Source organism: Ilumatobacter coccineus YM16-304 (assembly GCF_000348785.1).
In the GTDB taxonomy this organism is placed as follows: Bacteria; Actinomycetota; Acidimicrobiia; order Acidimicrobiales; family Ilumatobacteraceae; genus Ilumatobacter_A; species Ilumatobacter_A coccineus.
In genome coordinates this window covers 3,204,324-3,227,850 of record NC_020520.1, presented here as the reverse complement: position 1 = coordinate 3,227,850, position 23,527 = coordinate 3,204,324, and the positions used below count along the sequence as shown (strand labels likewise).

The 23,527-nt window shown below is 67.4% G+C and carries 19 protein-coding genes; 11 read left to right on the top strand and 8 right to left on the bottom strand.

The window, feature by feature from the left end:
• The first annotated feature begins 25 nt into the window (after window positions 1-25).
• Window positions 26-865: a TauD/TfdA dioxygenase family protein gene (locus YM304_RS14550; RefSeq protein ID WP_015442462.1), complete on the top strand. Its 840-nt coding sequence runs from the start codon at window positions 26-28 to the stop codon at window positions 863-865.
• A gap of 24 nt (window positions 866-889) precedes the next feature.
• Here the strand turns inward: YM304_RS14550 and YM304_RS14545 are convergent, their stop codons facing one another.
• The gene (locus tag YM304_RS14545; protein WP_083908593.1) at window positions 890-1,678 is read right to left on the bottom strand and encodes a class II aldolase/adducin family protein; all 789 of its coding nucleotides are present in this window, start codon (window positions 1,676-1,678) and stop codon (window positions 890-892) included.
• Window positions 1,679-1,815: 137 nt separating this feature from the next.
• Window positions 1,816-2,721, bottom strand: a complete 906-nt coding sequence (locus YM304_RS14540; protein WP_015442460.1) for an EamA family transporter — start codon at window positions 2,719-2,721, stop codon at window positions 1,816-1,818.
• 163 nt (window positions 2,722-2,884) lie between these two features.
• On the opposite strand from YM304_RS14540, the gene YM304_RS14535 reads away from it, so the two are divergent.
• The 3 genes from YM304_RS14535 (at window position 2,885) to YM304_RS14525 (ending at window position 6,022) form a co-directional block, all read left to right on the top strand.
• Entirely contained in the window at window positions 2,885-3,277 is a 393-nt protein-coding gene (locus YM304_RS14535; RefSeq protein ID WP_015442459.1) for a RidA family protein, read from the top strand.
• Between the two features lie 160 nt (window positions 3,278-3,437).
• The gene (locus tag YM304_RS14530) at window positions 3,438-5,012 is read left to right on the top strand and encodes an acyl-CoA mutase large subunit family protein (RefSeq protein WP_154723473.1); all 1,575 of its coding nucleotides are present in this window, start codon (window positions 3,438-3,440) and stop codon (window positions 5,010-5,012) included.
• A gap of 119 nt (window positions 5,013-5,131) precedes the next feature.
• Window positions 5,132-6,022: a phosphatase PAP2 family protein gene (locus YM304_RS14525; RefSeq protein WP_015442457.1), complete on the top strand. Its 891-nt coding sequence runs from the start codon at window positions 5,132-5,134 to the stop codon at window positions 6,020-6,022.
• Between the two features lie 132 nt (window positions 6,023-6,154).
• Here the strand turns inward: YM304_RS14525 and thrH are convergent, their stop codons facing one another.
• The 4 genes from thrH to ligD all read right to left on the bottom strand — a co-directional run bounded on the left by thrH (window position 6,155) and on the right by ligD (window position 9,274).
• A complete protein-coding gene (thrH, locus tag YM304_RS14520) occupies window positions 6,155-6,775 on the bottom strand; it encodes a bifunctional phosphoserine phosphatase/homoserine phosphotransferase ThrH (protein ID WP_015442456.1) in 621 nt (206 codons plus the stop codon).
• A 117-nt stretch (window positions 6,776-6,892) separates the two neighbouring features.
• A complete protein-coding gene (locus YM304_RS14515) occupies window positions 6,893-7,432 on the bottom strand; it encodes a glycine cleavage system protein R (RefSeq protein WP_015442455.1) in 540 nt (179 codons plus the stop codon).
• A 71-nt stretch (window positions 7,433-7,503) separates the two neighbouring features.
• The gene (locus YM304_RS14510) at window positions 7,504-8,100 is read right to left on the bottom strand and encodes a nitroreductase family protein (RefSeq protein ID WP_015442454.1); all 597 of its coding nucleotides are present in this window, start codon (window positions 8,098-8,100) and stop codon (window positions 7,504-7,506) included.
• 124 nt (window positions 8,101-8,224) lie between these two features.
• Complete coding sequence (gene ligD / locus YM304_RS14505) at window positions 8,225-9,274, bottom strand: non-homologous end-joining DNA ligase (protein WP_015442453.1); 1,050 nt, start codon at window positions 9,272-9,274, stop codon at window positions 8,225-8,227.
• 51 nt (window positions 9,275-9,325) lie between these two features.
• Here ligD and YM304_RS14500 point away from each other — a divergent pair, with 51 nt between their 5' ends.
• The 7 genes from YM304_RS14500 to YM304_RS14470 all read left to right on the top strand — a co-directional run bounded on the left by YM304_RS14500 (window position 9,326) and on the right by YM304_RS14470 (window position 20,405).
• Window positions 9,326-10,831, top strand: coding sequence for a circularly permuted type 2 ATP-grasp protein (locus YM304_RS14500; protein ID WP_041298328.1), 1,506 nt, complete (start codon window positions 9,326-9,328; stop codon window positions 10,829-10,831).
• Window position 10,832: 1 nt separating this feature from the next.
• Window positions 10,833-11,774, top strand: coding sequence for an alpha-E domain-containing protein (locus tag YM304_RS14495; RefSeq protein ID WP_015442451.1), 942 nt, complete (start codon window positions 10,833-10,835; stop codon window positions 11,772-11,774).
• The gene (locus YM304_RS14490) at window positions 11,774-13,996 is read left to right on the top strand and encodes a circularly permuted type 2 ATP-grasp protein (RefSeq protein WP_015442450.1); all 2,223 of its coding nucleotides are present in this window, start codon (window positions 11,774-11,776) and stop codon (window positions 13,994-13,996) included. Before YM304_RS14495 ends, YM304_RS14490 begins: the two co-directional genes overlap by 1 nt.
• A complete protein-coding gene (locus YM304_RS14485) occupies window positions 13,993-14,913 on the top strand; it encodes a transglutaminase family protein (RefSeq protein ID WP_015442449.1) in 921 nt (306 codons plus the stop codon). The genes YM304_RS14490 and YM304_RS14485 overlap by 4 nt, the downstream gene beginning before the upstream one ends.
• Window positions 14,914-14,974: 61 nt before the next feature.
• Window positions 14,975-18,265, top strand: coding sequence for a transglutaminase family protein (locus tag YM304_RS14480; protein WP_015442448.1), 3,291 nt, complete (start codon window positions 14,975-14,977; stop codon window positions 18,263-18,265).
• 10 nt (window positions 18,266-18,275) lie between these two features.
• Complete coding sequence (locus tag YM304_RS14475; protein WP_015442447.1) at window positions 18,276-19,385, top strand: zinc-binding metallopeptidase family protein; 1,110 nt, start codon at window positions 18,276-18,278, stop codon at window positions 19,383-19,385.
• A gap of 45 nt (window positions 19,386-19,430) precedes the next feature.
• Entirely contained in the window at window positions 19,431-20,405 is a 975-nt protein-coding gene (locus YM304_RS14470; RefSeq protein ID WP_015442446.1) for an SDR family NAD(P)-dependent oxidoreductase, read from the top strand.
• 84 nt (window positions 20,406-20,489) lie between these two features.
• Here YM304_RS14470 and dapD read toward each other — a convergent pair whose 3' ends face one another.
• Both dapD and lysS read right to left on the bottom strand, forming a co-directional pair.
• Window positions 20,490-21,440 (bottom strand): 2,3,4,5-tetrahydropyridine-2,6-dicarboxylate N-succinyltransferase, encoded by a 951-nt coding sequence (dapD, locus tag YM304_RS14465; protein ID WP_015442445.1) that lies wholly within the window; start codon window positions 21,438-21,440, stop codon window positions 20,490-20,492.
• A gap of 55 nt (window positions 21,441-21,495) precedes the next feature.
• Window positions 21,496-23,514 (bottom strand): lysine--tRNA ligase, encoded by a 2,019-nt coding sequence (gene lysS, locus YM304_RS14460; protein ID WP_231897596.1) that lies wholly within the window; start codon window positions 23,512-23,514, stop codon window positions 21,496-21,498.
• Between the last annotated feature and the right edge of the window lie 13 nt (window positions 23,515-23,527).

Here is a 23,527-nt window from a genome sequence, read left to right as displayed (position 1 = left end):
GCGGCGAGTCGCCTACGGTGGAGTCATGGGAATGGATGTCGAAGCGTCGGGGCAGTCGTGTGGGGCAACCGTCACCGGGGTCGACCTCACGGCGCCGCTCGATCCGGCCACCGTTGCCGAGATCAGGGCAGCGTGGCTCGAGCACCATGTGCTCGCCTTCCCCGACCAGGCGATGAGTGACGACGACCTCGAACGCTTCACCCAGTCGTTCGGTGGGTTCGGCGACGACCCGTTCATCGCCCCGATCGACGGCCGGGAGCACATCATCGCGGTCGCACGCAGCGCCACCGAGACCGCTCCGCTGTTCGCCGAGAACTGGCACACCGACTGGTCGTTCCAGGCGACGCCACCATCGGGAACCTGCCTGCTCGGCATCACCATCCCGCCCACCGGGGGTGACACGCTGTACGCCGACCAGCACGCCGCACTCGACGCCATGCCCGCCGACCTGCGCGCTCGTCTCGAGGGCCGCCTGGCCGTGCACTCCGCACGCGGCGGGTACGCGCCCAGCGGTACGTACGGCGACGACGACCAGAAGACCGACCGGTCGATGGCGATCAGGCCGTCCGACACGGCGATGGCGACCCAGACGCACTCGATCATCCGTGAGCATCCCGAGACCGGGCGCCTCGGGATCTTCGGCTGCATCGGCTACATCATCGGCGTCGAGGGCATGTCAGACGACGAGGGCCGCGAGTTGTTGTTCGACCTCTACCACTGGCAGACGCGCGAAGAGTTCCAGTACCGCCACGTGTGGAGCGAGAACATGCTCGTCATGTGGGACAACCGCTCGGTGCTGCACCGAGCAACCGGCGGGTACGACGGGCACGACCGTCTGCTGCATCGCACCACCATCGCCGGCTGAGCCGGCCGCGGCAGTCGAGGATCGTCAGTCGAGGAACTCGGGCTCGCGAGCGACGAGTTCGTCCCAGAACGGTTGGAACTGGAACCAGCCGGCGAGGTCGTGGCCCTGCGCTTTGTACCCGTCTTCGCAGTACGCCTCGGGAATCTCGATCGGGTCACCGGCCGACTCGGCGAGGAGCTGGCTCTGGCACAGGCGCTCGAGTGCGATGAACCACCACACGGCGGCGTCGACCGAGCCGCCCGTGGTGATGAGCCCGTGGTTCTGGTGGATGAGCGCCTTCTTGTCGCCGAGCGCCTTGGCCATGAGATCGCCGACCGCGGTGTCGAGCACCACGGCACCCGATCCGTCGTTGCACAGCGCCACGTCGTTGTAGAACATCGTGGCGTCCTGACTGATCATCTTCAGCGGCTTGCCGAGGGTGGAGAACGTGCGGCCGTACATCGAGTGTGAGTGGGCCGCCGCCATCACGTCGGGGCGCGCGGCGTGGAGGCGGCTGTGGATCGCGAACGCCGCGGCGTTGACCGGCCGGTCACCGACGACGACGTCACCGGCATGGTCGACGCAGATCAGGTCGCTGACCTTCATCAACTTGAAGTTGTGGCCGAACGGGTTGACCCAGAAGCGGTCGGGGAACTCGGGGTCGCGGACGGTCACGTGTCCGGCGACGCCCTCCGCGAGATGGAGTCGACCCATGGTTCGGAGTCCGGCGGCGAGGCGCTGTTTGCGCTTGAGACGCTCGGCTTCGAAGTCCTGCTCGACCGCAGTCGCCTGCTTCTCGAGTTCGGCCATCGTTTCGTCGTAGGTGTTCGCCATGTCTCGATGGTAGTCGGCCCCGACCACCCCATCGCCCTCGGCGGCATCGTGTTCGGCGACATCGTGTACGGCGGCGTCGTGTTTGGCGGGTGGTGGTCGGCGGCGGTCGATCGCGCTTCAGGGCGTGGCCGCGCAGCTCAGGCGGGATCGGTGCGGACGGTGGCTTCGACGCGTTCGATCTGGTCGCGCTCTTGCACCGTCACGCCGACCAGGACCAGGGCGATACCGAGCAGGTCGATGGTGGTCGGCCGCTGATCGAGCGCGATCCAGCCGATGAGTGACGCGGTGACCGGGAGCAGCGCGAGGAGCAGGGAGAAGCGTCGAATCGGGATGCGGCGCATCGTGAACTGGTCGATGCCGTACCCGATCGCGTTGGAGAACACGCCGACGAGCAGACACATCGCCAGCAGCGATGGCGCCACCCAGACCGGTCCGCTCCACGGCGCACCGATCGGCGCGGTGAGGATCGATCCGATCGCCAGCCCGAGACCGAGCCCGGCCACACCGCGGTCGACCTGGGCCACGCGCGACCCGACGACGATGTACGCCGCCCAGAGCGCCGATGCGATGAGGATGTAGACGAGCCCGACGGCGTTGTCGGCGAGTTCGACCCCGCCGAGCACGGCGACACCGGCGATCGCGAACGCCAACGCCAACGCATTGCGACCGGATCTCGTCGTTGCCGCGGCCACAGCGATCGGGCCGATGAACTCGATGGTGACGCCCTTGCCGAGGTCGATGCGGTTGATCGCCAGGTAGAAGAAGATGTTCATCAACGACGTCGCGAGACCGAACACCGCCACGCCGACGAGTTGGCGCCGGGTCCAGCCTCGCCACCAGCCGCGTGACACCAGGAGCAGGGCGGCGGCCGCGCCGATGATGCGGAACCAGGCGACCGTCTGCGGTTCGACTTCGTCGAACAACACCACGGCCAGCGCAGCACCGACGTACTGCGCCACGGCCGACAGGACGAACAACGCTTCGGGTTGCGCCGTGCTCAGCCAGCGACTGATCGGACCCTGAGGTGTCGGAGCGGCCTGCACCGGGCCATCTTGCCCGACGACGACCGATCGCGGTGCGTCGATTCGCCGAACTCGTCCTCCGCGACTACCGCGGCAACATGGCCTCGGTCTCGATGTTCGACGTGATCCCGGGCTGACCGGTCGGAGGCGACGAGCGCACCGCGAGCGGCCGTGATCCGCCAAGATGTCGAGCGTGAACCGTCAGATCAATCCCTCGTCGATCGCCGCCCCGGCGGCGAACTACGCACACGCCGTGCTCACCGTGGCACCCGAACGCTGGCTGCACACGTCGGGGGTGGTGCCGACCGCACCCGACGGGACGACACCGGACGAGGTGGGGGAGCAGGCGGTGGTGGTGTGGCGGAACATCGCCGCCATGCTCGTCGATGCCGAGATGGGAGCCGACGACATCGTGTCGGTCACGACCTACGTCGTCGCCGGCGAGCCGTTGGCCCCCGTGATGGCCGCGCGTGACGCGTTCCTCGGAGAGCATCGCGCCGCATCGACGCTCGTGACCGTGCCCGAGCTGGCGCAGCCCCAGTGGCGGATGGAAGTGGCGATCGTCGCCGCCCGCTGAACACCGCTGCAACTGCGCACGTCAAACGGTGTCAGACACCCGGTGACCGCAACGCCGCCCGTCAAACGGTGTCAGACACCCGATGACCGCGAGACATGATGCGCGGAGGGATTGGTCGCGGATCAGGTCGGTCGGGGTCGGCCGGAATACGATCGGGGCCATGGCCGACCTCCCGCAGACCGACTCCGGTATCCCCATCAAGAAGCTGTACGACCACGACGATCTCGCCGGTTGGGATCCGACCGAGAAGCTCGGTGCACCGGGTGAGGAGCCCTACACGCGAGGCGTCTACTCGTCGATGTACACGGGGCGCCTCTGGACGATGCGTCAGTACTCGGGGTTCGGCAACGCCGAAGCCACCAACGAGCGCTTCAAGTTCCTCCTCGACGCCGGCCAGACCGGTCTGAGCTGCGCGTTCGACCTCCCGACGCAGATGGGCTACGACTCCGACCACGGCCGAGCCGAGGGAGAGGTCGGCAAGGTCGGCGTGGCCATCGACTCGATGGAGGACATGCGTCTCCTCCTCGCCGATCTGCCGCTCGACAAGGTGTCGACGTCGATGACGATCAACTCGACGGCGGCGATCCTGCTGCTGATGTACGAGCTCGTCGCCGAGGAGAACGGCGTGTCGAGCGATCAGATCAGCGGCACGATCCAGAACGACCTGCTCAAGGAGTACATCGCTCGCGGCACCTACATCTTCCCGCCGCGGCCGTCGATGCGCATCATCACCGACATCTTCGGATACTGCGCCGAGCACGTCCCGTCGTGGAACACGATCTCGATCTCGGGCTACCACATCCGTGAGGCCGGCTCCACGGCCGTGCAGGAGATCGCCTTCACGCTCGCCAACGCCATCGCCTACGTGCAGGCCGCGGTCGACGCCGGACTCGACGTCGACGACTTCGCCCCGCGCCTCAGTTTCTTCTGGAACGGCCACAACAACTTCTTCGAGGAGATCGCGAAGTTCCGTGCGAGCCGCCGCATGTGGCACACGATCATGACCGAGCGCTTCGACGCTCAGAACCCGAAGTCGAAGATGCTGCGCTTCCACACGCAGACCGGTGGGTCGACACTCACGGCGCAGCAGCCGAAGAACAACATCATGCGCGTCACGCTCCAGGCGTTGGCTGCGGTCATGGGTGGCACGCAGTCGCTGCACACCAACGGCTTCGACGAAGCGCTGAGCCTGCCCACCGAAGACGCAGCTCGCATGGCCCTGCGCACGCAGCAGGTCATCGGCTACGAGTCGGGCGTCGTCGACACCCCCGACCCGATGGCCGGCTCCTACCTCGTCGAGTCGCTCACCGACGAAGTCGAGCGGCTCGCCTGGGAGTACATCGAGACCATCGACGAGAAGGGTGGCGCGGTCGCGGCGATCGAGGCCGGCTACCAGATGGACGAGATCATGGACTCGGCCTACGCCTACACGAAGTCGGTCGACGACGTCGACCGGGTGATCGTGGGCGTCAACAAGTTCACGACCGACGACGACCCCGAGCCCGACGTGTTCCCGATCGACCCGACGCTGGAGCCCGGACAGGTCGAACGCCTCAAGCGCTACAAGGCGAACCGTGACACCGCGGGCGTCGAGTCGGCGTTGGCGAAGGTCAAGGCCTCCGCTGAAGGCACCGACAACCTGCTCTACAGCATCAAAGACGCGCTGCGTGCCGACTGCACGCTCGGCGAGATCAGCGACTCGCTGCGGAGCGTCTTCGGCCAGTACACCCCGTGATCGACGTGCGCGACTGTCTCGGCGACACTCGCGCACGACGTCGCGCGTCCACCTCCGAGGTGGCAGGGCGCGACGAGCGGTCGTCGCCGGGGCGTTCGCGCACGGCGGAGCACTGATCCGTGATCGCCCAGATGGCCTGGCCCACCTGGCAGCAGGCGTGGGTCACCACGGTGCTGTGCATTGTCGTCTACCTGGTGCTTCGTCGGGTGCGTCCGTCGAAGGCGATCGAGATCGCGCTGCCCGCCGTGCGAGAGTTCGGCATCCTCACGGCGCTCTACGGTCTGTGGCGGACGGCTCGCAAACTCCCGCTCGCGCAGACCGACGGGGCGATCGAGCGTGCCCGCACGATCGTCGACGTGCAGGAGGCGATGTGGCTGCCGTCGGAGCTCACGGTCAATCGGTGGGCGGTCGACAACGACTGGCTCGGGTGGCTTTCGTCGGCGTACTACGTCGTCGTGCACGTGCCGAGCATCTTCGCGTTCCTCATCTGGATGTTCTGGCGGCATCGCGATCACTACGACCGTTGGCGCAACGCGTTGGCGCTGGTGACCGCCGGGTGTCTGGTGATCCGGTTCTGGCGGGTCGCTCCGCCCCGGTACCTGCCCGACCTCGGGTTCATCGACGTCACCGTCATCCACGACATGGACGTCTACGGGCCGGTCGGCACCGGGGTGTCGGGCCAGTTCGTCGCGATGCCGTCGATCCACGTCGCCTGGGCCGGCGTGGTGGGGCTCGGCATCGTCGCCGCCTCGACCTCGCGGTGGAAGTGGTTGTTCGCCGCGCACCTGCCGCTCACGATCTTCGTCGTGTCGGCCACCGGCCACCACTGGTGGCTCGACGGCATCGTCGCCCTGCTCCTGCTCGGAGTCGGCCTCGCGATCGACGAAGGAATCCGCCGCCTGATCCGAGCGCGTCGCCTGCCGTCGCACGACGAGCCGGACACCACGGACACCGACGACCACCCCACCCCCGACCAACAACCTGGTTACATCGCTCCGGGAGCAACGTAATCAGGTTCGTCAGCGTTCGGCGACGAACGCGTCGAGGGGTCGGGCCCGTCCGCGACCGGAAAAGCCCAGGTAGCCCGGGACCGAGCGACCAAAGTTGGTTACATCGCTCCGGGAGCAACGTAACCAGGTTGGTCAGAGTTCGGCGAGGAATGCGTCGAGGAGGTCGCTGAACTCGGTCATCGCCCGGAACTGTGGGAACTCGGCGATGACGTTGTCGGGCGAGCGGAACAGGAACCCGGTGTCGGCTTCGGCCAACATCGTCGTGTCGTTGTACGAATCGCCGGCCGCGAACACCCGGTAGTTGAGCTGATGGAAGGCCTGCACCGACTTGCGCTTCTGGTCGTGCTGGCGAAGGCGGTAGTCGACGATGCGATCGTCGTCGACGAGGAGGCGATGGCAGAACACGGTCGGCCAGCCGAGTTGCCGCATGAACGGCCTGGCGAACTGCTCGAACGTGTCGGACAGGATGATCACCTGTGTGTGCGATCGGAGTTCGTCGAGGAAGTCCTTGGCGCCGTCGAGGGGAGCGAGCCCGGAGATGACCTCTTCGATCAGCGACATCGTCAGGCCGTGTTCGGCGAGAAGATCGAGGCGGTACCGCATCAACACGTCGTAGTCGGGCTCGTCGCGCGTCGTGCGCAGCAGACCGTCGATGCCGGTTCGTTCGGCCACGGCGACCCACACTTCGGGAATCAACACCCCTTCGAGGTCGAGCGTGACGATGGTCTGAGTGGCGTCGGCGTTCGCTGGCACAGCGCCAGTATTGCCGCTCCGGGCGACCGGAGTTCAGACGACGATGCCGGGCGCGCCGAGATGCGTCGCCTCGGATGCGTGGCTCCGACCGGTGCTGGCCGGATCGGTGACGCCGAGCTAGCGAGCCGTGTCGAGGTCGATGTCGACCATCAACTCGTTGGCGAGGTCTTCGAGCGCTGCGCGGAGTCGATCGAGGTCGAGTGAGGGCGGCACGTTGAGCGAGAGCGATGCTTCGAACAGCGGCTCACCTGCCATCGGTGCGCTCGTGGTGGCCGTGACGAGTTCGATGATGCTCACGTCGTTCGCCGCCAGCACCGAGGCGATCTCACGGACGATGCCCGGACGGTCGGCGCCGACGAGTTGCAGCTCGATCGGCTCGACGGCCCCTGGGGTGGGGTCGGAGTCGGCATCGGGGTCGGTGGCGATCGACGCCGTGACCTCGAGGAGCCCATCGGCCCGGATCGGGCCGAGGCCGTCGATCAGTGCCTGCGCGTCGTCGTCGGCGATCGTGACGACCACGATGCCGGCGAACTTTCCGGCGAGACGCGACATGTGGCTGCGATCCCAGCTCCCGCCGTGATCGGCGACCACCTGGGCGACGGCATCGACGAGCCCGGGTCGATCATCGCCGAGAACGGAGAGCACCACGGTTGCCATGCCCAGAGTCTCGCGCGCCACCTGGTTATTTCCATCCGGGATGGAAATAACCAGGTGAGACGCACCGAGGTTCAGTGGGTGACGAGGGTGATGGGGAGTGGCGGCCGCTCGGGTGGCGGGCACGGCCGGTCTTCCCAGCCCAGGTAGATGACGCCGATGACACGGTCGTCGGCGCCGAACCCGCAGAGATCGAGGACTCGTGGCGGCTGGAGCAGCGCCGGTGTCGACCAGAAGCTCGCGAGGCCGAGCGCCGTGGCACCCAGCAGCAGGTTCTGGATGCCGGCGGCGACGGCGTCGCGGTTCTCGTGATGGAGTGTGTCGTTCTCGTGGGGCTCGCAACCGACGACGAGAATGCCCGGCGTGCGCAGGTACTTCGTGCGGGTCTTCTCCCGCTTGACCTCGTCACCGAAGTCAGCCTCGATCATGTCGGCGACCATCGTCTCGCCGAGGCGTGCTCGGCCGTCTCCGGTGAAGTAGGCGAAGCGCCACGGCCAGGTCTTCTTGTGGTTGGGGGCCCACGTGGCGAGCCCGCACAACTCCTGGACCATCGCCGGATCGACCTCACGGTCGGGGTCGACGAACATCGACGTTCGTCGCTGTCGGACCAGGTGAGCGAACCACTCGTATCGCGAGTCGCCGTCTTCCATCGTTCCGAACGCATCGGTCATGACTGCAGCCTTGCACGGCGCCGTCCATCGATCACAGCACGGCGTTCGCTGATGCTCGTCAGCCGCCGGCCGACGACCGGCGCGCTGGCCGACTGACGGCGCCGAGGCTCCGACCGAGCGAGGCTCAGTGCTCGTCGTCGGGCTTGCGGGCTCGACTGGGTTGGACACGAGGTGCTTCGTTGGGCATCTTCGGATACACCGGCGGCCACGGCGCATCGGGCACACCGTCGGCGAGATCGTCGGCGAACCGCTCCACCAGTGGAACGATCGAACAGGGAGCCTCGTCCATCAACTCCCACGGATCGCCCTGCTCGGCGAGTCGGTCGGGAACGGTGTCGATCGTGCACTGCTCCGGGTCGATCGAGTCGAGTTCGTCCCAGCGGAACGGTGTCGACACCTGCGCGCCGACACGTGGGCGCACGCCCCAGGCCCCGAACATGTTCTTGTGCGGCGCATTCTGGTTGAAGTCGACGAACACCCGCTCGCCGCGCTCTTCCTTCCACCACTTGTCGGTGATGAGGTCGGGGTGTCGCTCGGCGAGGATGCGAGCGAGCGCCACCACCGCGCCGCGCACCGCGAACGAATCCCATCCCGGCTCGACGCGAACGTAGATGTGGATGCCCTTCGACCCGGTGGTCTTGGGAAAGCCGAGCATGCCGAGTTCGGCCAGCAGATCGCGTGTGTGCGCGGCAGCCTCGCGTGTCATGTCGAACGTGACCCCGGGGGAGGGGTCGAGGTCGATGCGCATCTCGTCGGCGTCGTCGGGCGTCGACGCACGGAACGGCCACACGTGGAGCCCGAGCACGCCCTGGTTCGCGGCCCACAGCACGTGTGCGAGGTCGGGGATCACCAACGCACGCGACGGGGTGCCGTTGATGGTCTCGACCGTCGTGGTCGCGAGCCAGTCGGGTGCCGACGCGGGAATTCGCTTCTGGAAGAACGACGTGCCGCGCACGCCGTTGGGGTAGCGCTCGAGCAGGACCGGTCGGTCGCGCAGTGTGCGCATGATGGGCTCGCCGACGGCCAGGTAATAGCGGGCCAGGTCGATCTTCGTCCGCTCCTCTTTTGCGGGTCCGACCGACGGAAACATCGGTTTGTGCGGGTTGGTGATGCGCACGACACGGGTGCCAGTGTCGAGCTCGATCGGTTCGCCGAACTCATCCTTCGCGGCCATTTCTGCACCGTAGACCCCACGAACGCCTGTTTCGAGTCCGCAGATTGAGGTATGCATGTACACGTGGATGAACTGCTGCACGACGATCACACTCCGAGAGCCTCTGCCGCGGCGTTGTGGTCGCTCCTCGAGCAGCTCGGCCCCGACGAGATCGAGGCCCGTCAAGCCGCCACCGAGCTCGACATCCTCACGATGGGCATCACCTTCACCGTGTACAGCGACGGTGAGAACATCGACCGTGCGTGGCCGTTCGACGTCGTTCCGCGCATCATCGACGGCGACGAGTGGACGCAGGTCGAAGCTGGTCTGGCGCAACGGCTGCGAGCGGTCAACATGTTCATCGACGACATCTACAACGAGCAGCGCATCGTCGCCGATGGCGTGTTTCCGGCCGAACTGCTCGAGGACTCGGTCAACTTCCGCCCGGAGTGCGTCGGGGCCAAGCCCAAGTTCGGCGTGTGGGCGCACATCTCCGGGTCCGACCTGGTGCGCGACGACGACGGCACGTTCTACGTGCTCGAAGACAATCTGCGAGTCCCGTCGGGCGTCAGCTACGTGATCGAGAACCGCGCGGTGACCAAGCGGGCGTTCCCCGAACTCTTCGGTCAGAACCGCATCCGGCCCGTCGACACCTACACCGACGAACTCAACAAGTTGCTCACCTCGCTCGCCCCCGACGGGGTCGACGACCCGACGCTGGCGGTGCTCACCCCCGGCATCTTCAACTCCGCCTACTTCGAGCACTCGTTCCTGGCGCAGCGGATGGGTGCGGAGTTGGTGGAGGGCAGCGACCTCGTGGTCGGTGACGACGACTGCGTCTACATGCACACCGTCGAAGGGCGCGAACGCGTCCACGTGATCTACCGACGGATCGACGACCTGTTCATCGACCCCGACGCCTTCCGTCCCGACTCCCTGCTCGGCGCCGCCGGGCTCATGCGGGCGTGGAAGGCGGGCAACGTCGGCATCGCCAACGCGCCGGGCGCCGGCGTCGCCGACGACAAGTGCGTCTACGCATGGATGCCCGACATCATCCGCTACTACCTCGACGAGGAGCCGAAGATCGCGAACGTGCCGACCTATCGCTGCATGTACGAAGACGAGCGCGAGTACGTGCTCGCGCACCTCGACGAACTCGTCACCAAGCCGGCGAACGAGAGCGGCGGCTACGGCATCACGATCGGCAGCCGGGCGACCGAAGACGAGTTGACGGCCTGCGCCGAAGCGATCCTGGCCGATCCTCGCAACTGGGTCGCCCAGCCGATCATCAACCTGTCGACCGTGCCGACACTCATCGACGGCGAGTTGCAGCCGCGTCACGTCGACCTGCGCCCCTTCATCCTCACCGGGGCGTCGAGTTACGTGACCGCGGGCGGGCTCACTCGAGTCGCACTGCAGGAAGGGTCGCTGATCGTCAACTCCTCTCAAGGCGGCGGCAGCAAAGACACGTGGATCGTCGACACCGGGGGCAGACCACCGTCGGCGAGATCATCCCAATCCCAATCCCAATCGCAATCGCAATCGCAGTCACAATCGAGCAACGGCGGGGAGGCCTGACATGGTGCTGCTCTCGCGCAACGCCGACCGACTGTTCTGGGCGGCTCGCTATCTCGAACGAGCCGAAGACACCTCTCGGCTGGTGCAGCAGTTCGGCGAACTCTTCGACGACATGCCGATCGACGATCCCGACGAGACCGATCGGCGATGGGCGCCGCTGCTCGCTGTGTGCGGCGACCGGTCGTTGCTCGCCAGCGATGCGACCGAACGCGACGTGGTTCGTACGTTGGTGTGCGATCCCGAACAGCCGGGCAGCGTCGCGGCGTGCGTCGCTGCTGCTCGGTCCAACCTCCGCACGACGCGCGAGGTGCTGCCGCGCGAAGCGTGGCACACGGTCAACGACCTCTCGCTGTTCATGGACTCAGACGCCAACCGAGCGGAGGATCGCCGTTTCCGCAGTCACGTCCTCGGTCGAGTCACCAACGACAGCCGGCGACTCGACGGCATCCTGACCTCGTCGATGACCCGCGACGCTGCGTTCCAGATGTGGCGCATCGGGCGCTACCTCGAACGCGCCGACATGACGTCGCGGTTCGTCGGGGTGCGTGCGGCGTCGCTGATGACGCGACGCGAAGACGCCCTGAAGTACGACGAGGTCCAGTGGATGGGTGTGCTGCGCGCGTTGTCGGCGCTGCAGATGTACCAGCGCTCGACCCGCGGGCCGATCGAGGCGACGTCGGTCGTGCGCTTCCTGCTGTTCGACTCGCGCTTTCCTCGCTCGATCAGGTTCTGTCTCGACGAGATCGACCGCTCGCTCGACACGCTCACGCGCCCCGATTCGGTCCGCCGCACCGTCGCCAACGCGCGTGACGCGCTGATCGCCACGATGGGGACCACCGCCGACGGCGCTGACCTCGACCAGGCGATGGACTGGGTGCAGACGCTCATCGGCAAGGTCAACGACGCGATCACCGACCGGTATCTCAGCATCGACGGTGGTTGATGGGCGCCACCGCGGGAGCCTTCGGCCTCGGCGACCCCGCTCACCTCGCTCGGCAGCAGACGGCGATCGACCGACTGTTGATGGCGGAGGGTGCGGGCCACGTGGTGCACGACCTGCCGGCGCGCGCCGACGGACGAAACGTCACGCTCGCCAGTCGACCGTGGCGTCTCGATCCGATCCCGTACGTGGTGAGCGCCGACGAGTTCGTCTGGCTCGAAGAGGCGGTCGCTCGCCGCATGCGAATGCTCGAAGCAATCCTCGACGATCTCTACGGTGAACGCTCGCTCGTCGCCGACGGCCAGATCGACCCGGCGATGCTGTGGGGGAGCACCGACTATCGGCTCGCTGCGGTCGGTGCCGCCGAGCGTCGCAACCAGAAGCGGTGGCTGTCGACCTACGCGGTCGATGTCGTGCGCCGAGCGGACGGTGCATGGTTCGCGATCGCCGACCTCGTCGACACCAGCGTCGGCGTCGGGTACATGCTGCTCGATCGGCGCGTCCACGAGCAGGTCGCCGACGTGCCCGCCGAGCCGGTGCGATCGTTGGAACCATCGCTGCACTGGCTGCGCAAGGCGCTGATCGACACCACCGACGTGGTCGGTCCGCGGGTCGTGATGCTGACGAGTGGCATCGATCACCCGGCGTACGTCGAGCACGCGTACATGGCGACGCAACTCGGCTTCAACGTGGTCGAAGGACCCGACCTGGTGGTGCGCGACCACTGCCTCTGGCTCCAGACACTCGGCGGTCTCGAACGCGTCGACGTCCTGCACCGTCAGATCGCCGACCGTCAGCTCGATCCGCTCGAAACCAACACCTACGGGTCGGCGGGTATCCCGGCGGTGTTGCTCGCCGACGAGAAGTCGGCGCTCGCCATCACCAACGCGCACGGTTCCGGCGTCCTCCAGGACCCATCGTTGCTGGGGTCGTGGGACCGTGTGGGCGAAGCGCTCACGGGCGAGGCGCCGTGGCTCACGATGAACTCGCCGCGCGTGGCGCGAGGTTCGACGCGGGTCGACGATCTGCTCGAGGCTCCTGCGGAGCGCGTGCCGTGCCTCGTCGACGGCCAACTCGTCGATCACCCCATCGTGATCCGATTCCATGCGGTCGCCAGCGACGACGGCATCACGGTGATGCCGGGCGGCAACGGGCGGGTGATCGAGGCGCACGACGACCCGATCAGGCCAACACCGTGCCGGGCGAAGGACGTGTGGGTGCTCGGCGACGAGCCGGTGTCGGCGCGACCGGCGGCGGTGTCGGCGCCACAGGTCGACTTCATCACCTCGGTGCCCACCCGGGCCGCCGACTCGCTGTATTGGATGGGACGCGCGTCCGAGCGGTCGGAGGTGGTGGCACGTGCCGCTCGCGTCGTCGCCGCAGCGACGCCGTCGGTCGGCGCCTCGGCAGCGACACCGGCGATGCGCCTGCTTCGCGAGTTGATCGGTGCAGGCCCCGATTGGCTCGACGGATGGGCCAGCGCCGGCGACCTGCGGAGAGAAGCCGTGGTCGCGGGGGTCGCCTCGCTCGAGTTCCACATCGGCTCGATGCTGGCCGAAGCCGCGAGCGTCCGGGAGTTCTTGTCGACGACCACCGGGCGAGTGCTCGGTGAACTCGCCACCACGCGCAGCCGTCTCTCCGATCATCCGGGTGACGTCGACGAACTCGACTCGCTGCTCGTCGAGTTGTCGGCCTTCGGCGGTCTGTGGAGCGAGAGCGTGGTACGTGGCCCGGCCTGGTACTTCGGTGACTTCGCCAAGCGCTACGAACGCACGGTGGTGTCGCTCACCAGCGCCGCTGCCGCGTCGGCCACCAACGCTGACGCCTCGCTCTCCGACCCCGACCGGCGGCGAGGCCTCGAGTCGGTGCTCGCTGCGAACGACAGCCTGGTCGCGTATCGTCGCCGGCACCGCAGCGACGTCGAACTCGACGCCGTGTTGCGTCTGCTGCTGCACGACGATCGCAACCCCAGATCGGCTGCGGCCTCGGTCGCCGGGCTCGTCCGCAACGCCACGGCCATCGGATGGAACGCCGGCATCGAGCGCATCGAATCGGTCGGCGACGACATCGCCGCGATCGGCCCGCAGAGCCCGAAGGGCGACTTCGACGACATCATCGAACGGTTGCACACGCTCGCCGCCGAGCTGACGTCGACGCGGCTGGTGGCTCCGCCGCACGCCACACCGGTGCGCCCGCGCACCGTCGATCCGGGAGCGGTCGCATGACGCGCTATCGCGTGAGCCACCGCACGTCGTACCGCTACGGGCTCGCGGTCAACGACGCCTACTCGGTGGCGTGTCTGCTCCCTCGACCGCGTCCGCACCAGGAGGTCGTCGACGCTCGGGTCATCACCGACCCGGTCCCCGACGAACTCGACGAACTGCTCGACGTGTTCGGCAATCGGATCGTGCAGATCGGGGTACACCATCGCCACGATGCGTTCGACATCACCGCCACGAGCACGGTCGACGTCGGCGTGCAGGACGTGCCCGACGTCGCCTGGTCGTGGGAGGAGGTCGCCCGGCGAGCAGCCGTACTCCGCGGCGCCGAGAGTCTCGCGGTCGGGCCGTATCGGGCGTCGACGTCGGCGTCGACCCCGGTGCGCCGACATGATCTCCTCGACGCCCTCGCCGACAAGATCTTTCTCCGCAACCGTCCGATCGTCGAGGCGGTCCACGCGCTGTCGCACGAGATATTCGAGTCGTTCGTCTTCGACTCGACCGCGACCGACTGGGCCACCCCGGTCGACACGGTGCTCGAACAGCGACGCGGCGTGTGTCAAGACTTCGCCCACCTCGCCGTGGCGGTGCTTCGACGCGTCGGCCTTCCCGGCTCGTACATCAGCGGCTACATCGAGACCGAACCACCGCCCGGGCAGCCGAAGTCGATCGGCGCCGACGCCTCGCACGCATGGTGCTCGACGTGGATCCCCGAACACGGCTGGCTCGACTTCGATCCGACCAACGACCAACTGCCACCCGAACGCCACGTGACGGTCGGATGGGGGCGCGACTACGCCGACGTGGCACCCGTGCGCGGCGTGGTGCTCGGCCCGAGCGCACAACAGATCATGACCGTCGCCGTCGACGTGTCACGCGTGTCACCGTCGCCGGCGGCCGAATCGGGACGCAGCCGCAACTGAACGGCGCGGCCGACGGCACACTGACCACCAACATCGCCATCGAAACGAACGAAGGATTCCCTTGGGCATCAACATTGCGATCGAACACCGGACGACCTACAAGTTCGACCGGGTCACCACCATCCATCCCCACGTCCTCCGGCTCCGCCCGGCGGCGCACTCGCGCACGCCCATCTTGTCGTACAGCCTCACCGTCGAACCCGACGATCACTTCCTCAACTGGCAGCAGGACCCGTTCGGCAACCACCTCGCTCGCCTCGTGTTTCCGGAACCGGCCGACACGCTCGACATCAGGGTCGACCTCGTCGCCGACATGGCCACCGTCAACCCGTTCGACTTCTTCGTCGAGGAATCGGCCGAGCAGTACCCGTTCGCCTACGAGCCGCGGACGTTCAACGACCTCGAGTCGTATCTCAAGCCCGATGCCCCAGCCGGCCCGCTGTTGCGCAAGTGGCTCAGCGGAGTCGCCACGAGCGGGCCGAAGCGCATCGAGGACTACCTCGTCGAACTGAACCAGCGGCTCTACGCCGACATCGCCTACTCCGTGCGCATGGAGCCGGGCGTGCAGACCCCGGAGCAGACGCTCGAACGCGGTATCGGCTCGTGTCGCGACACCGGTTGGCTGCTCGTCGAAGCGCTTCGACATCTCGGCCTCGCCGCGCGCTTCGTGTCGGGATATCTCGTGCAGTTGGCAGCCGACCAGGAAGCGCTCGACGGCCCGGATGGACCGGACGACGACTTCACCGACCTCCACGCCTGGGCCGAGGTCTACGTGCCCGGAGCGGGCTGGATCGGCCTCGACCCGACGTCGGGTCTGTTCGCCGGAGAGGGACACATTCCACTCGCCTGCACCCCGCACCCGATGTCGGCGGCGCCGATCTCGGGGGCGACCGGCAAGACCGAGGTCGAGTTCGAGTACGCCAACATCGTGCGCCGCGTGCGGGAGGACCCGCGGGTCACGCTGCCGTACACGCCTGAGCAGTGGGAGCGGATCGACCTGCTCGGTGAGCACGTCGACGAGCGCCTCGCCGACGGCGACGTGCGCCTGACCATGGGCGGCGAGCCGACGTTCGTGTCGATCGACGACATGGACGGCGACGAGTGGAACATCGCAGCCGACGGTGCCGCCAAGCGCAGCCTCGCGCATCAGCTCACGCTGCGACTCCGCGACCGGTTCTCGGTCGGCGGTGTGGTGCAGCACGGACAGGGCAAGTGGTATCCCGGCGAGCCGCTGCCGCGCTGGCAGATGGGCATCGTGTGGCGACGAGACGAGGTGCCGCTGTGGAGTGACCAGACACTGCTCGCCGACCCGACGACCGAGGGAACGGCGAGTCGTGACGACGCTCGCCGCATGATCGAAGGGATCGCCGAACGCTTCGGCATCGACACGTCGGCGGTCATCCCGGCCTACGAGGATCCGATCGAGGACGTGTGGCGCGAAGCGCGCCTGCCGGTGGGTCCGCCTCCCGAGCGCGACGTCAGCGACGACGAACTCGCCGACCTCGGCGATGCCGGGGTGCGCGAACGCCTGCTCGGTCGTCTGCGCGGCGACATCGGAGAACCGACGGGCTACGCCCTTCCGCTCCACGAGTCCGACGACGCCGACCAGTGGGCCACCTCCACCTGGCATCTCCGTCGCGGTCAGCTGTTCCTGATCGGCGGCGATTCCCCGATCGGGCTCCGACTGCCGATCGACTCGCTCACGTGGGTGCCGCACCCCGGCACGTTCGAACGCTCACCGTTCGAGCCGCGTCAGCCGCTCCCGGCCGTGGCCGAACGCCCCGAGCCCGCCGAGGTCGTCGACGCTCGCACCGCAGCCCCCACGTCGGTCACGACCGAGCTGCGCAACGGTCACGTGGCAGTTTTCCTCCCGCCGATCGAGCACGCCGAGCGTGCCATCGAACTGTTGGCCGCGATCGAGAGCGTCGCCGACGAACTGTCGACGCCGGTCGTGTTGGAGGGCTACGCGCTGCCGCGTGACCCTCGCTTCAACACGCTGATCGTCACGCCCGACCCCGGCGTGATCGAAGTCAACGTGCAACCCAGCTCGTCGTGGTCGGAGATGCGCACGATCGTCGAGACGCTCTACGAAGAGGCCCGTCTCACCCGCCTCGGCACCGAGAAGTTCGCGCTCGACGGCACGCACACCGGAACCGGCGGCGGCAACCACGTCACCCTCGGCGGCGCCACGCCCGCCGACAGCCCGCTGCTGCGTCGCCCCGACCTGCTTCGCAGCATGGTCGCGTACTGGCAGCAGCACCCGTCGTTGTCGTATCTGTTCTCGGGCCAGTTCATCGGACCGACCAGCCAGGCACCGCGCGTCGACGAAGGGCGCGCCGACACCATCTACGAGCTCGAGATCGCGTTCGCCGAGATGGACCGCGCCGGCGACGACCTCGCCCCGTGGATGGTCGACCGGCTGCTCCGACACCTGCTGGTCGACCTGACGGGCAACACGCACCGGTCGGAGTTCTGCATCGACAAACTGTTCAGCCCCGACTCCGAACGCGGCCGCCTCGGCATTCTGGAGTTGCGCGCGTTCGAGATGCCGCCTCATCCGCAGATGGCACTCGTCCAGGCGCTGCTCGTGCGCTCGCTCGTCACCCGGTTCTGGGACGAGCCGTACACCGGGCAGCTGGTTCGCTGGGGGACCGATCTGACCGACCGCTACATGCTGCCGTGGTTCGTTCGCAGCGACGTGCACGACGTCGTTCGTGACCTGAACGATCACGGGATCGATTTCGACATCGCGTGGCTCGAACCGTTCCTCGAGTTCCGATTCCCGCTGATCGGGGAGTACACCGTCGACGGGGTCCGAGTCGAGCTGCGCCGGGCGATCGAACCGTGGCACGTGCTCGGCGAAGAGGTCGGTGGGTCGGGTACGGCCCGCTACGTCGACTCGTCCGTCGAGCGGCTCCAGGTGCTGGTCGACGGCATCAACGCCGATCGCCACGTCATGACGTGCAACGGGGTCCCCGTGCCGCTGCATCCGACCGAGCAGAACGGCAGCAGCGTGGCGGGGGTGCGATTCAAGGCGTGGGCACCGTGGTCGGCGCTGCACCCCACCATCGACGCGCAGAGTCGACTGGTCTTCGACCTCGTCGACCGCTGGACCGGCCGGTCGCTCGGCGGTGCGACCTACGACGTGTCGCACCCGGGCGGGCGCATGTACGACGACTTCCCCGTCAACGCCGCAGCCGCCGAGACCCGGCGAGCCAGTCGGTTCGGACGAGTCGGGCACACGCCCGGCCGCATCGACGTGGCCGCACTCGACGAGATGGCCGCCCACCTTCCCCGCGAGTACCCGCGGACGCTCGACCTCCGCCGCTCGACGCGGCCTGAACAGAAATGACGTGTGAGCCGTGATTCCCTTCTCGTGTTCGGTGTGTGGGCAACTGCTGTTCTTCCACAACACCACCTGTCTGCGGTGCGCGTCGACGCTGGGGTACGACCCCGATCGGCTCGCGCTCGACGCGCTGATCGAGGCCGGAACGACGTTCGATGCGGGAGACGACACCGATGAGCCCCGAGCCGTGAAACTCGACGGCGATGTCGCAGTGTCGCTGGTGGGGCTCGACGACGTCACCTTCCGTCGGTGCGAGAACCGTCGTGCCGTCTCGTGCAACTGGCTGGTCGACGAGCGTGACGACAACCCGCTGTGCACGAGCTGTCGACTCACGTCGATCAGACCGAACGATGACGACGAGGCAGGTCTCGCCGGCTGGGCCGACGCCGAGCTGAGCAAGCGTCGGCTCATCCACCAACTCACGTCGCTGTCGCTTCCGATCATTGACCGGGCCGTCGACGAAGAACGCGGGGTGACGTTCGAGTTCCTGTCATCGCGGAATCGATCGGTCACCACCGGCCACGCCAGTGGCGTGATCACGCTCGATCTGTCGGAGTCCGACGACGCGCATCGCGAGTTCGTCCGTCAGCAACTGGGCGAGCCGTATCGCACCGTGCTCGGCCACCTTCGCCACGAGATCGGCCACTACTACTGGCCGCATCTCGTCGAGGACGCGGGACGGATCGACGAGTTCAGGGCGTTGTTCGGCGACGAGCGGGTGTCGTACGAAGACGCGCTCGCCGGGCACTACGCCGACGACCCCGACGAGCAGGAGACGACCTGGGTCGACACGCACGTGAGCCGGTACGCCACGATGCATCCCTGGGAAGACTGGGCCGAGACCTTCGCGCACTACCTCCACATCCAGGGTGGGCTCGAGACCGCCGAATCGTTCGGGCTCCGACTCGGCGAGCCGGTGCGCAGCGCAGCGCACGAGGCGTTCCAATCCGACGTCGACCGCGAGATCGGTCCGACGATCGAATCGTGGCTTGCATTGACCCTCGCGCTCAACGGCATGTCGCGCTCGATCGGCCAGGACGACCTGTACCCGTTCGTGCTGTCCGACACGGTGATCGAGAAACTCGACTTCGTGCATCACGCCGTGTCCGCTGCAGCCGTCGACTGATCCTCGGCGCCGCCTGGAGCGGTGTCGCGCGGCTACGGTCCGGCCATGACGACGCAGCAGCAGGCACTCGGTTCGGGATTCGGCATGCGATCGACGCCGAGCGAGGTGATCGCCGGCGCCGACCTGAGCGGCACGTTGGCCGTGGTGACCGGCGGCTACTCGGGGCTCGGTCTCGAGACGACGAAGGGGCTGGCCGAGGCCGGCGCTGACGTCATCGTTCCGGCGCGTCGTCCGGATCACGCACGCGAGGTGCTCGGTGGGCTCGGCTCGACCGCCGGGTCGATCACCGTCGACGAGATGGACCTCGGCGACGTCGCCAGCGCGATCGGGTTCGGCCGGCGCGTCGCCGACGCCGGGCGTTCGGTCGGCATCCTCGTCAACAACGCTGCGATCATGGCCTGCCCGGAGACACGTATCGACCCCGGCTGGGAAGCACAGTTCGCGACCAACCATCTCGGCCACTTCGCCATGACCAACGCGATGTGGCCGGTACTCGCCGCCGATGGGGGAGCGCGTGTCGTGTCGCTCTCGTCGACCGGGCACAAGCTGTCGCCGATCCGGTGGGACGACGTCCAGTTCGAATCGGGTTACGACAAGTGGGTCGCCTACGGCCAGGCCAAGACCGCCAACTCCCTGTTCGCCGTGCAGCTCGATGCGCTGGGCCAGTCGGCCGGCGTACGCGCCTTTGCCGTGCATCCCGGCGGGATCATGACCGAACTCCAACGCCACCTCCCGAAGCAGGAGATGATCGCCATGGGGTGGATGGACGACCAGGGGAACGTCGACGATCGGTTCAAGACGCCCGAGCAGGGTGCCGCAACGTCGGTGTGGGCGGCAACGTCGCCGCAACTCGACGGCATGGGCGGTGTGTACTGCGAAGACTGTGACATCGCCGACCCGGTCGATCTCGACGGCCCGTTCGCTCGCTTCCGAGGCGTGAACCCGCACGCGGTCGATCGCGACGAGGCAGCGAAGCTCTGGGCGCTGTCTGCCGAGTTGACCGGCATCGACGCGTTCTGAGCTGACACCGAGGATGCACTCAGCTGCTCGGGCGGGGCCGGGCCGGCCTGCTGCGGTCGCCGGAGCGACGACAGGACTCGGCCTCTACTGGCCGGTGTGGAGTTCGGCGTTGAGTTCGCCCCACGTCTTGTTGCGTGGCCGAGCGATGACCTGGCCCGACTGGCCGTCACGGATGAACAGCAGGCCGCCCATCCCCGAGATCTCCTTGGCCTTCTTCACGCCGTCGGGTGTCAGGACGGGCGTCGACGCCGTGACGTACAGCCCGGCCTCGACCGCGCAGTCGTCGCCGAGGCTGATGCCGATGCCGGAGTTCGCGCCGAGCAGGCATCGTTCGCCGACCGAGATGACCTCGGTGCCGCCACCGCTCAGCGAGCCCATGATCGACGCACCGCCACCGATGTCGGAACCGTCGCCGACGGTGACACCGGCCGAGATGCGTCCTTCGACCATCGAAGTGCCGAGCGTGCCGGCGTTGAAGTTGCAGAACCCTTCGTGCATCACCGTGGTGCCTTCGGCGAGGTGCGCGCCGAGTCGCACCCGGTCGGCGTCGGCGATACGGATACCCGTCGGCACGACGTAGTCGGTCATCCGTGGGAACTTGTCGAGCCCCTGGACGTTCAACACCCCACCGTTCTTCTTGACGCCGAGACGCACATCGTCGAGGTCGGAGACGGCGACCGGCCCGAGGTTCGTCCACGCGACGTTGTTGAGCGCGCCGAACGTGCCGTCCATGTTGATCGTGCGAGGTGCGGCGAGTCGATGCGACAGGAGATGCAGCCGGAGGTACGCGTCTTCGGCCGACGCCGGCGCCTCGTCGACGTCGATCGAGATCCGCACCGGGCGGATCGTGACCTTGCGGACCTCGTCGGTCGTGTCGCGCATGCCGAGGTTGTTCTCGATCTGGTCGAGCGTTCCCTTGGCGGTCATCTCGGTGTTGCCGAACTCACCCCAACCGAGCCAGCGGTACCAGGTGTCGAGGGTGGAGCCGTTCGAGTCGACGGTTGCGAGGCCAGCGCCCCATGCCATGCGGGTCATGTGTTCTCCTTGGAAGATTGCCGTCATTCGGTGTCTGACACCGAATGACTTTGGGTCAGGGGGCTTCTGGGCGCAGCGTCGGGAAGAGGATGACTTCCTTGATCGAATCGACGCCGGCGAGCAGCATCGCCAGACGATCGATGCCGATGCCGAGGCCGCCGGTCGGCGGCATGCCGTACTCGAGCGCCCGGATGTAGTCCTCGTCGACGGTGCCGGCTTCGGCATCGCCGGCTTCCTTCGCCGCTTGTTCGTCTTCGAAACGTGCCCGCTGTTCGACTGGGTCGTTGAGCTCGGAGTAGCCGTTGGCGAGTTCTCGTCCGTCGACGAACAGTTCGAAGCGCTCGGTGAGGAACGGGTCGTTGCGGTCCTGCCGTGCGAGCGGTGAGATCTCGACGGGGTGGCCGGTGACGAACGTCGGCCGCACGATGGCGGACTCGGAGGTCTTCTCGAAGATCTCCTCGATGATCTTGCCCGAACCCCAACGTTCCTCGACGAACACGTCGTGGTCGGCGGCGACCTTGCGGACGTCGGCGACCGGCATCGACGGATGCAGTTCGACGCCGGTGCCCTCCGACGCGTAGTCGATCATGCGCTTGCGCGGCCACGGGTCGGCGAGGTCGATCGATTCGCCGCGGATCTCGACGACGGTGGTGCCGAGAGCGTCACGGGCGGCGGTGGTGATGAGCTCTTCGGTGATGTCCATCACGTCGTTCCAGTCGCCGAACGCCTGGTAGAGCTCCATCATCGTGAACTCGGGGTTGTGCCGCGTCGACGTGCCCTCGTTGCGGAACGTGCGTGCGATCTCGTAGACGCGCTCCATGCCGCCGACGATCAGGCGCTTCAGATACAGCTCGACCGCGATGCGCAGGTAGAGCTGCATGTCGAGGGAGTTGTGGTGCGTCGTGAAGGGGCGTGCGTGAGCGCCGCCGACCTCCGGGTGCAGCACCGGTGTCTCGACTTCGATGAACCCGTGCGCGGCGAGCGTGCGACGGAAGCTGGCCACCGTCTCGTGGCGGATCTCGAAGTTGCGTCGTGCCGCGTCGTTGACGATCAGGTCGGCGTAGCGCTGACGGAACCGGGTGTCGACGTCGGACAGGCCGTGCCATTTGTCGGGAAGCGGCCGGATGGCCTTCGACAGCAGTTCGACGCGATCGGGCTTGACCGACAGTTCGCCCTTGCGAGTGGTCATGACCGTGCCGTCGACGCCGACCCAGTCGCCGAGGTCGAGGGCTTTCACGGCAGCGAACGCATCGTCGCCGACAACCGCCTTGGAGATGAAGAGTTGGATGTCGCCCGAACGGTCACGGATCGTGGCGAAGACGAGTTTTCCGGAATCGCGCTTGAGCATGATGCGACCGGCCACGCTCACCGCATCGTCGGTCTCGACGCCGGGTTCGAGTTCGCCCCAGCTCGACCGGACCTCGCCGAGCGTGTGCGTCCGGTCGAAGCGGTACGGATAGGGGTTGGCGCCTGCGTTGCGCATCTCGTCGACGAGCGCCAGACGACGCGCCTTCTCCGCTTCCAGGCCGCTGCCGGACAGCACGTCGTCGGCGGTGTCGCCGGGCGCTGCGTCGGCAGCCGGGTTGCTGGGTGTGGAGGAGTCGCTCACGGTTGCATGACCGTAGCCAGCTTCCGGGGCCGCAGAAACACCGGATTGCAGTTGGCGCCGCACGGACGCCGGATTTCTGTCGGAGGCTTCGCGGCGGCCGGGGCCGAACCGCGGCGGCCGGGCCGCCGATTCGAGAAATTTCTCGACATGCCATCGAGAGTGTGTCACTCGATCGTAATATGCCCGCGTGTCCTCCCACGATCCGTCTGCCACTGACTCCGCCGTGCCCGCGGACGCGAACGTCGCGCGGCGGGTGATGTGGGCAGCGCTCAGCGTGATCGTGCTGGTGCCGCTCCTGACGCTCGGCCGGCCCGACAGCGACCCCGACACCCTGCGAGCATCGGCACCGAGTTCGTCGAGCACGACACCCGACAGCACGGTGCCAGACAGCACGACGCCTGACAGCACGACGCCTGACAGCACGACGCCCGACACGAGTTCCACGACGTCGACCACCACCACCACGACGACGACGCAG

Coding starts and splice junctions, on each gene's coding strand:
- YM304_RS14510 (WP_015442454.1), bottom strand. CDS start 8,100: ATGACCGATGCGTTCGGAACGATGGAAGACGGCGACTCGCGATACGAG.
- YM304_RS14495 (WP_015442451.1), top strand. CDS start 10,833: ATGGTGCTGCTCTCGCGCAACGCCGACCGACTGTTCTGGGCGGCTCGC.
- YM304_RS14485 (WP_015442449.1), top strand. CDS start 13,993: ATGACGCGCTATCGCGTGAGCCACCGCACGTCGTACCGCTACGGGCTC.
- YM304_RS14515 (WP_015442455.1), bottom strand. CDS start 7,432: ATGGCAACCGTGGTGCTCTCCGTTCTCGGCGATGATCGACCCGGGCTC.
- dapD (WP_015442445.1), bottom strand. CDS start 21,440: ATGACCCGCATGGCATGGGGCGCTGGCCTCGCAACCGTCGACTCGAAC.
- YM304_RS14550 (WP_015442462.1), top strand. CDS start 26: ATGGGAATGGATGTCGAAGCGTCGGGGCAGTCGTGTGGGGCAACCGTC.
- YM304_RS14530 (WP_154723473.1), top strand. CDS start 3,438: ATGGCCGACCTCCCGCAGACCGACTCCGGTATCCCCATCAAGAAGCTG.
- ligD (WP_015442453.1), bottom strand. CDS start 9,274: ATGGCCGCGAAGGATGAGTTCGGCGAACCGATCGAGCTCGACACTGGC.
- YM304_RS14500 (WP_041298328.1), top strand. CDS start 9,326: ATGCATGTACACGTGGATGAACTGCTGCACGACGATCACACTCCGAGA.
- YM304_RS14470 (WP_015442446.1), top strand. CDS start 19,431: ATGACGACGCAGCAGCAGGCACTCGGTTCGGGATTCGGCATGCGATCG.
- YM304_RS14545 (WP_083908593.1), bottom strand. CDS start 1,678: ATGGCGAACACCTACGACGAAACGATGGCCGAACTCGAGAAGCAGGCG.
- YM304_RS14490 (WP_015442450.1), top strand. CDS start 11,774: ATGGGCGCCACCGCGGGAGCCTTCGGCCTCGGCGACCCCGCTCACCTC.
- YM304_RS14535 (WP_015442459.1), top strand. CDS start 2,885: ATGTCGAGCGTGAACCGTCAGATCAATCCCTCGTCGATCGCCGCCCCG.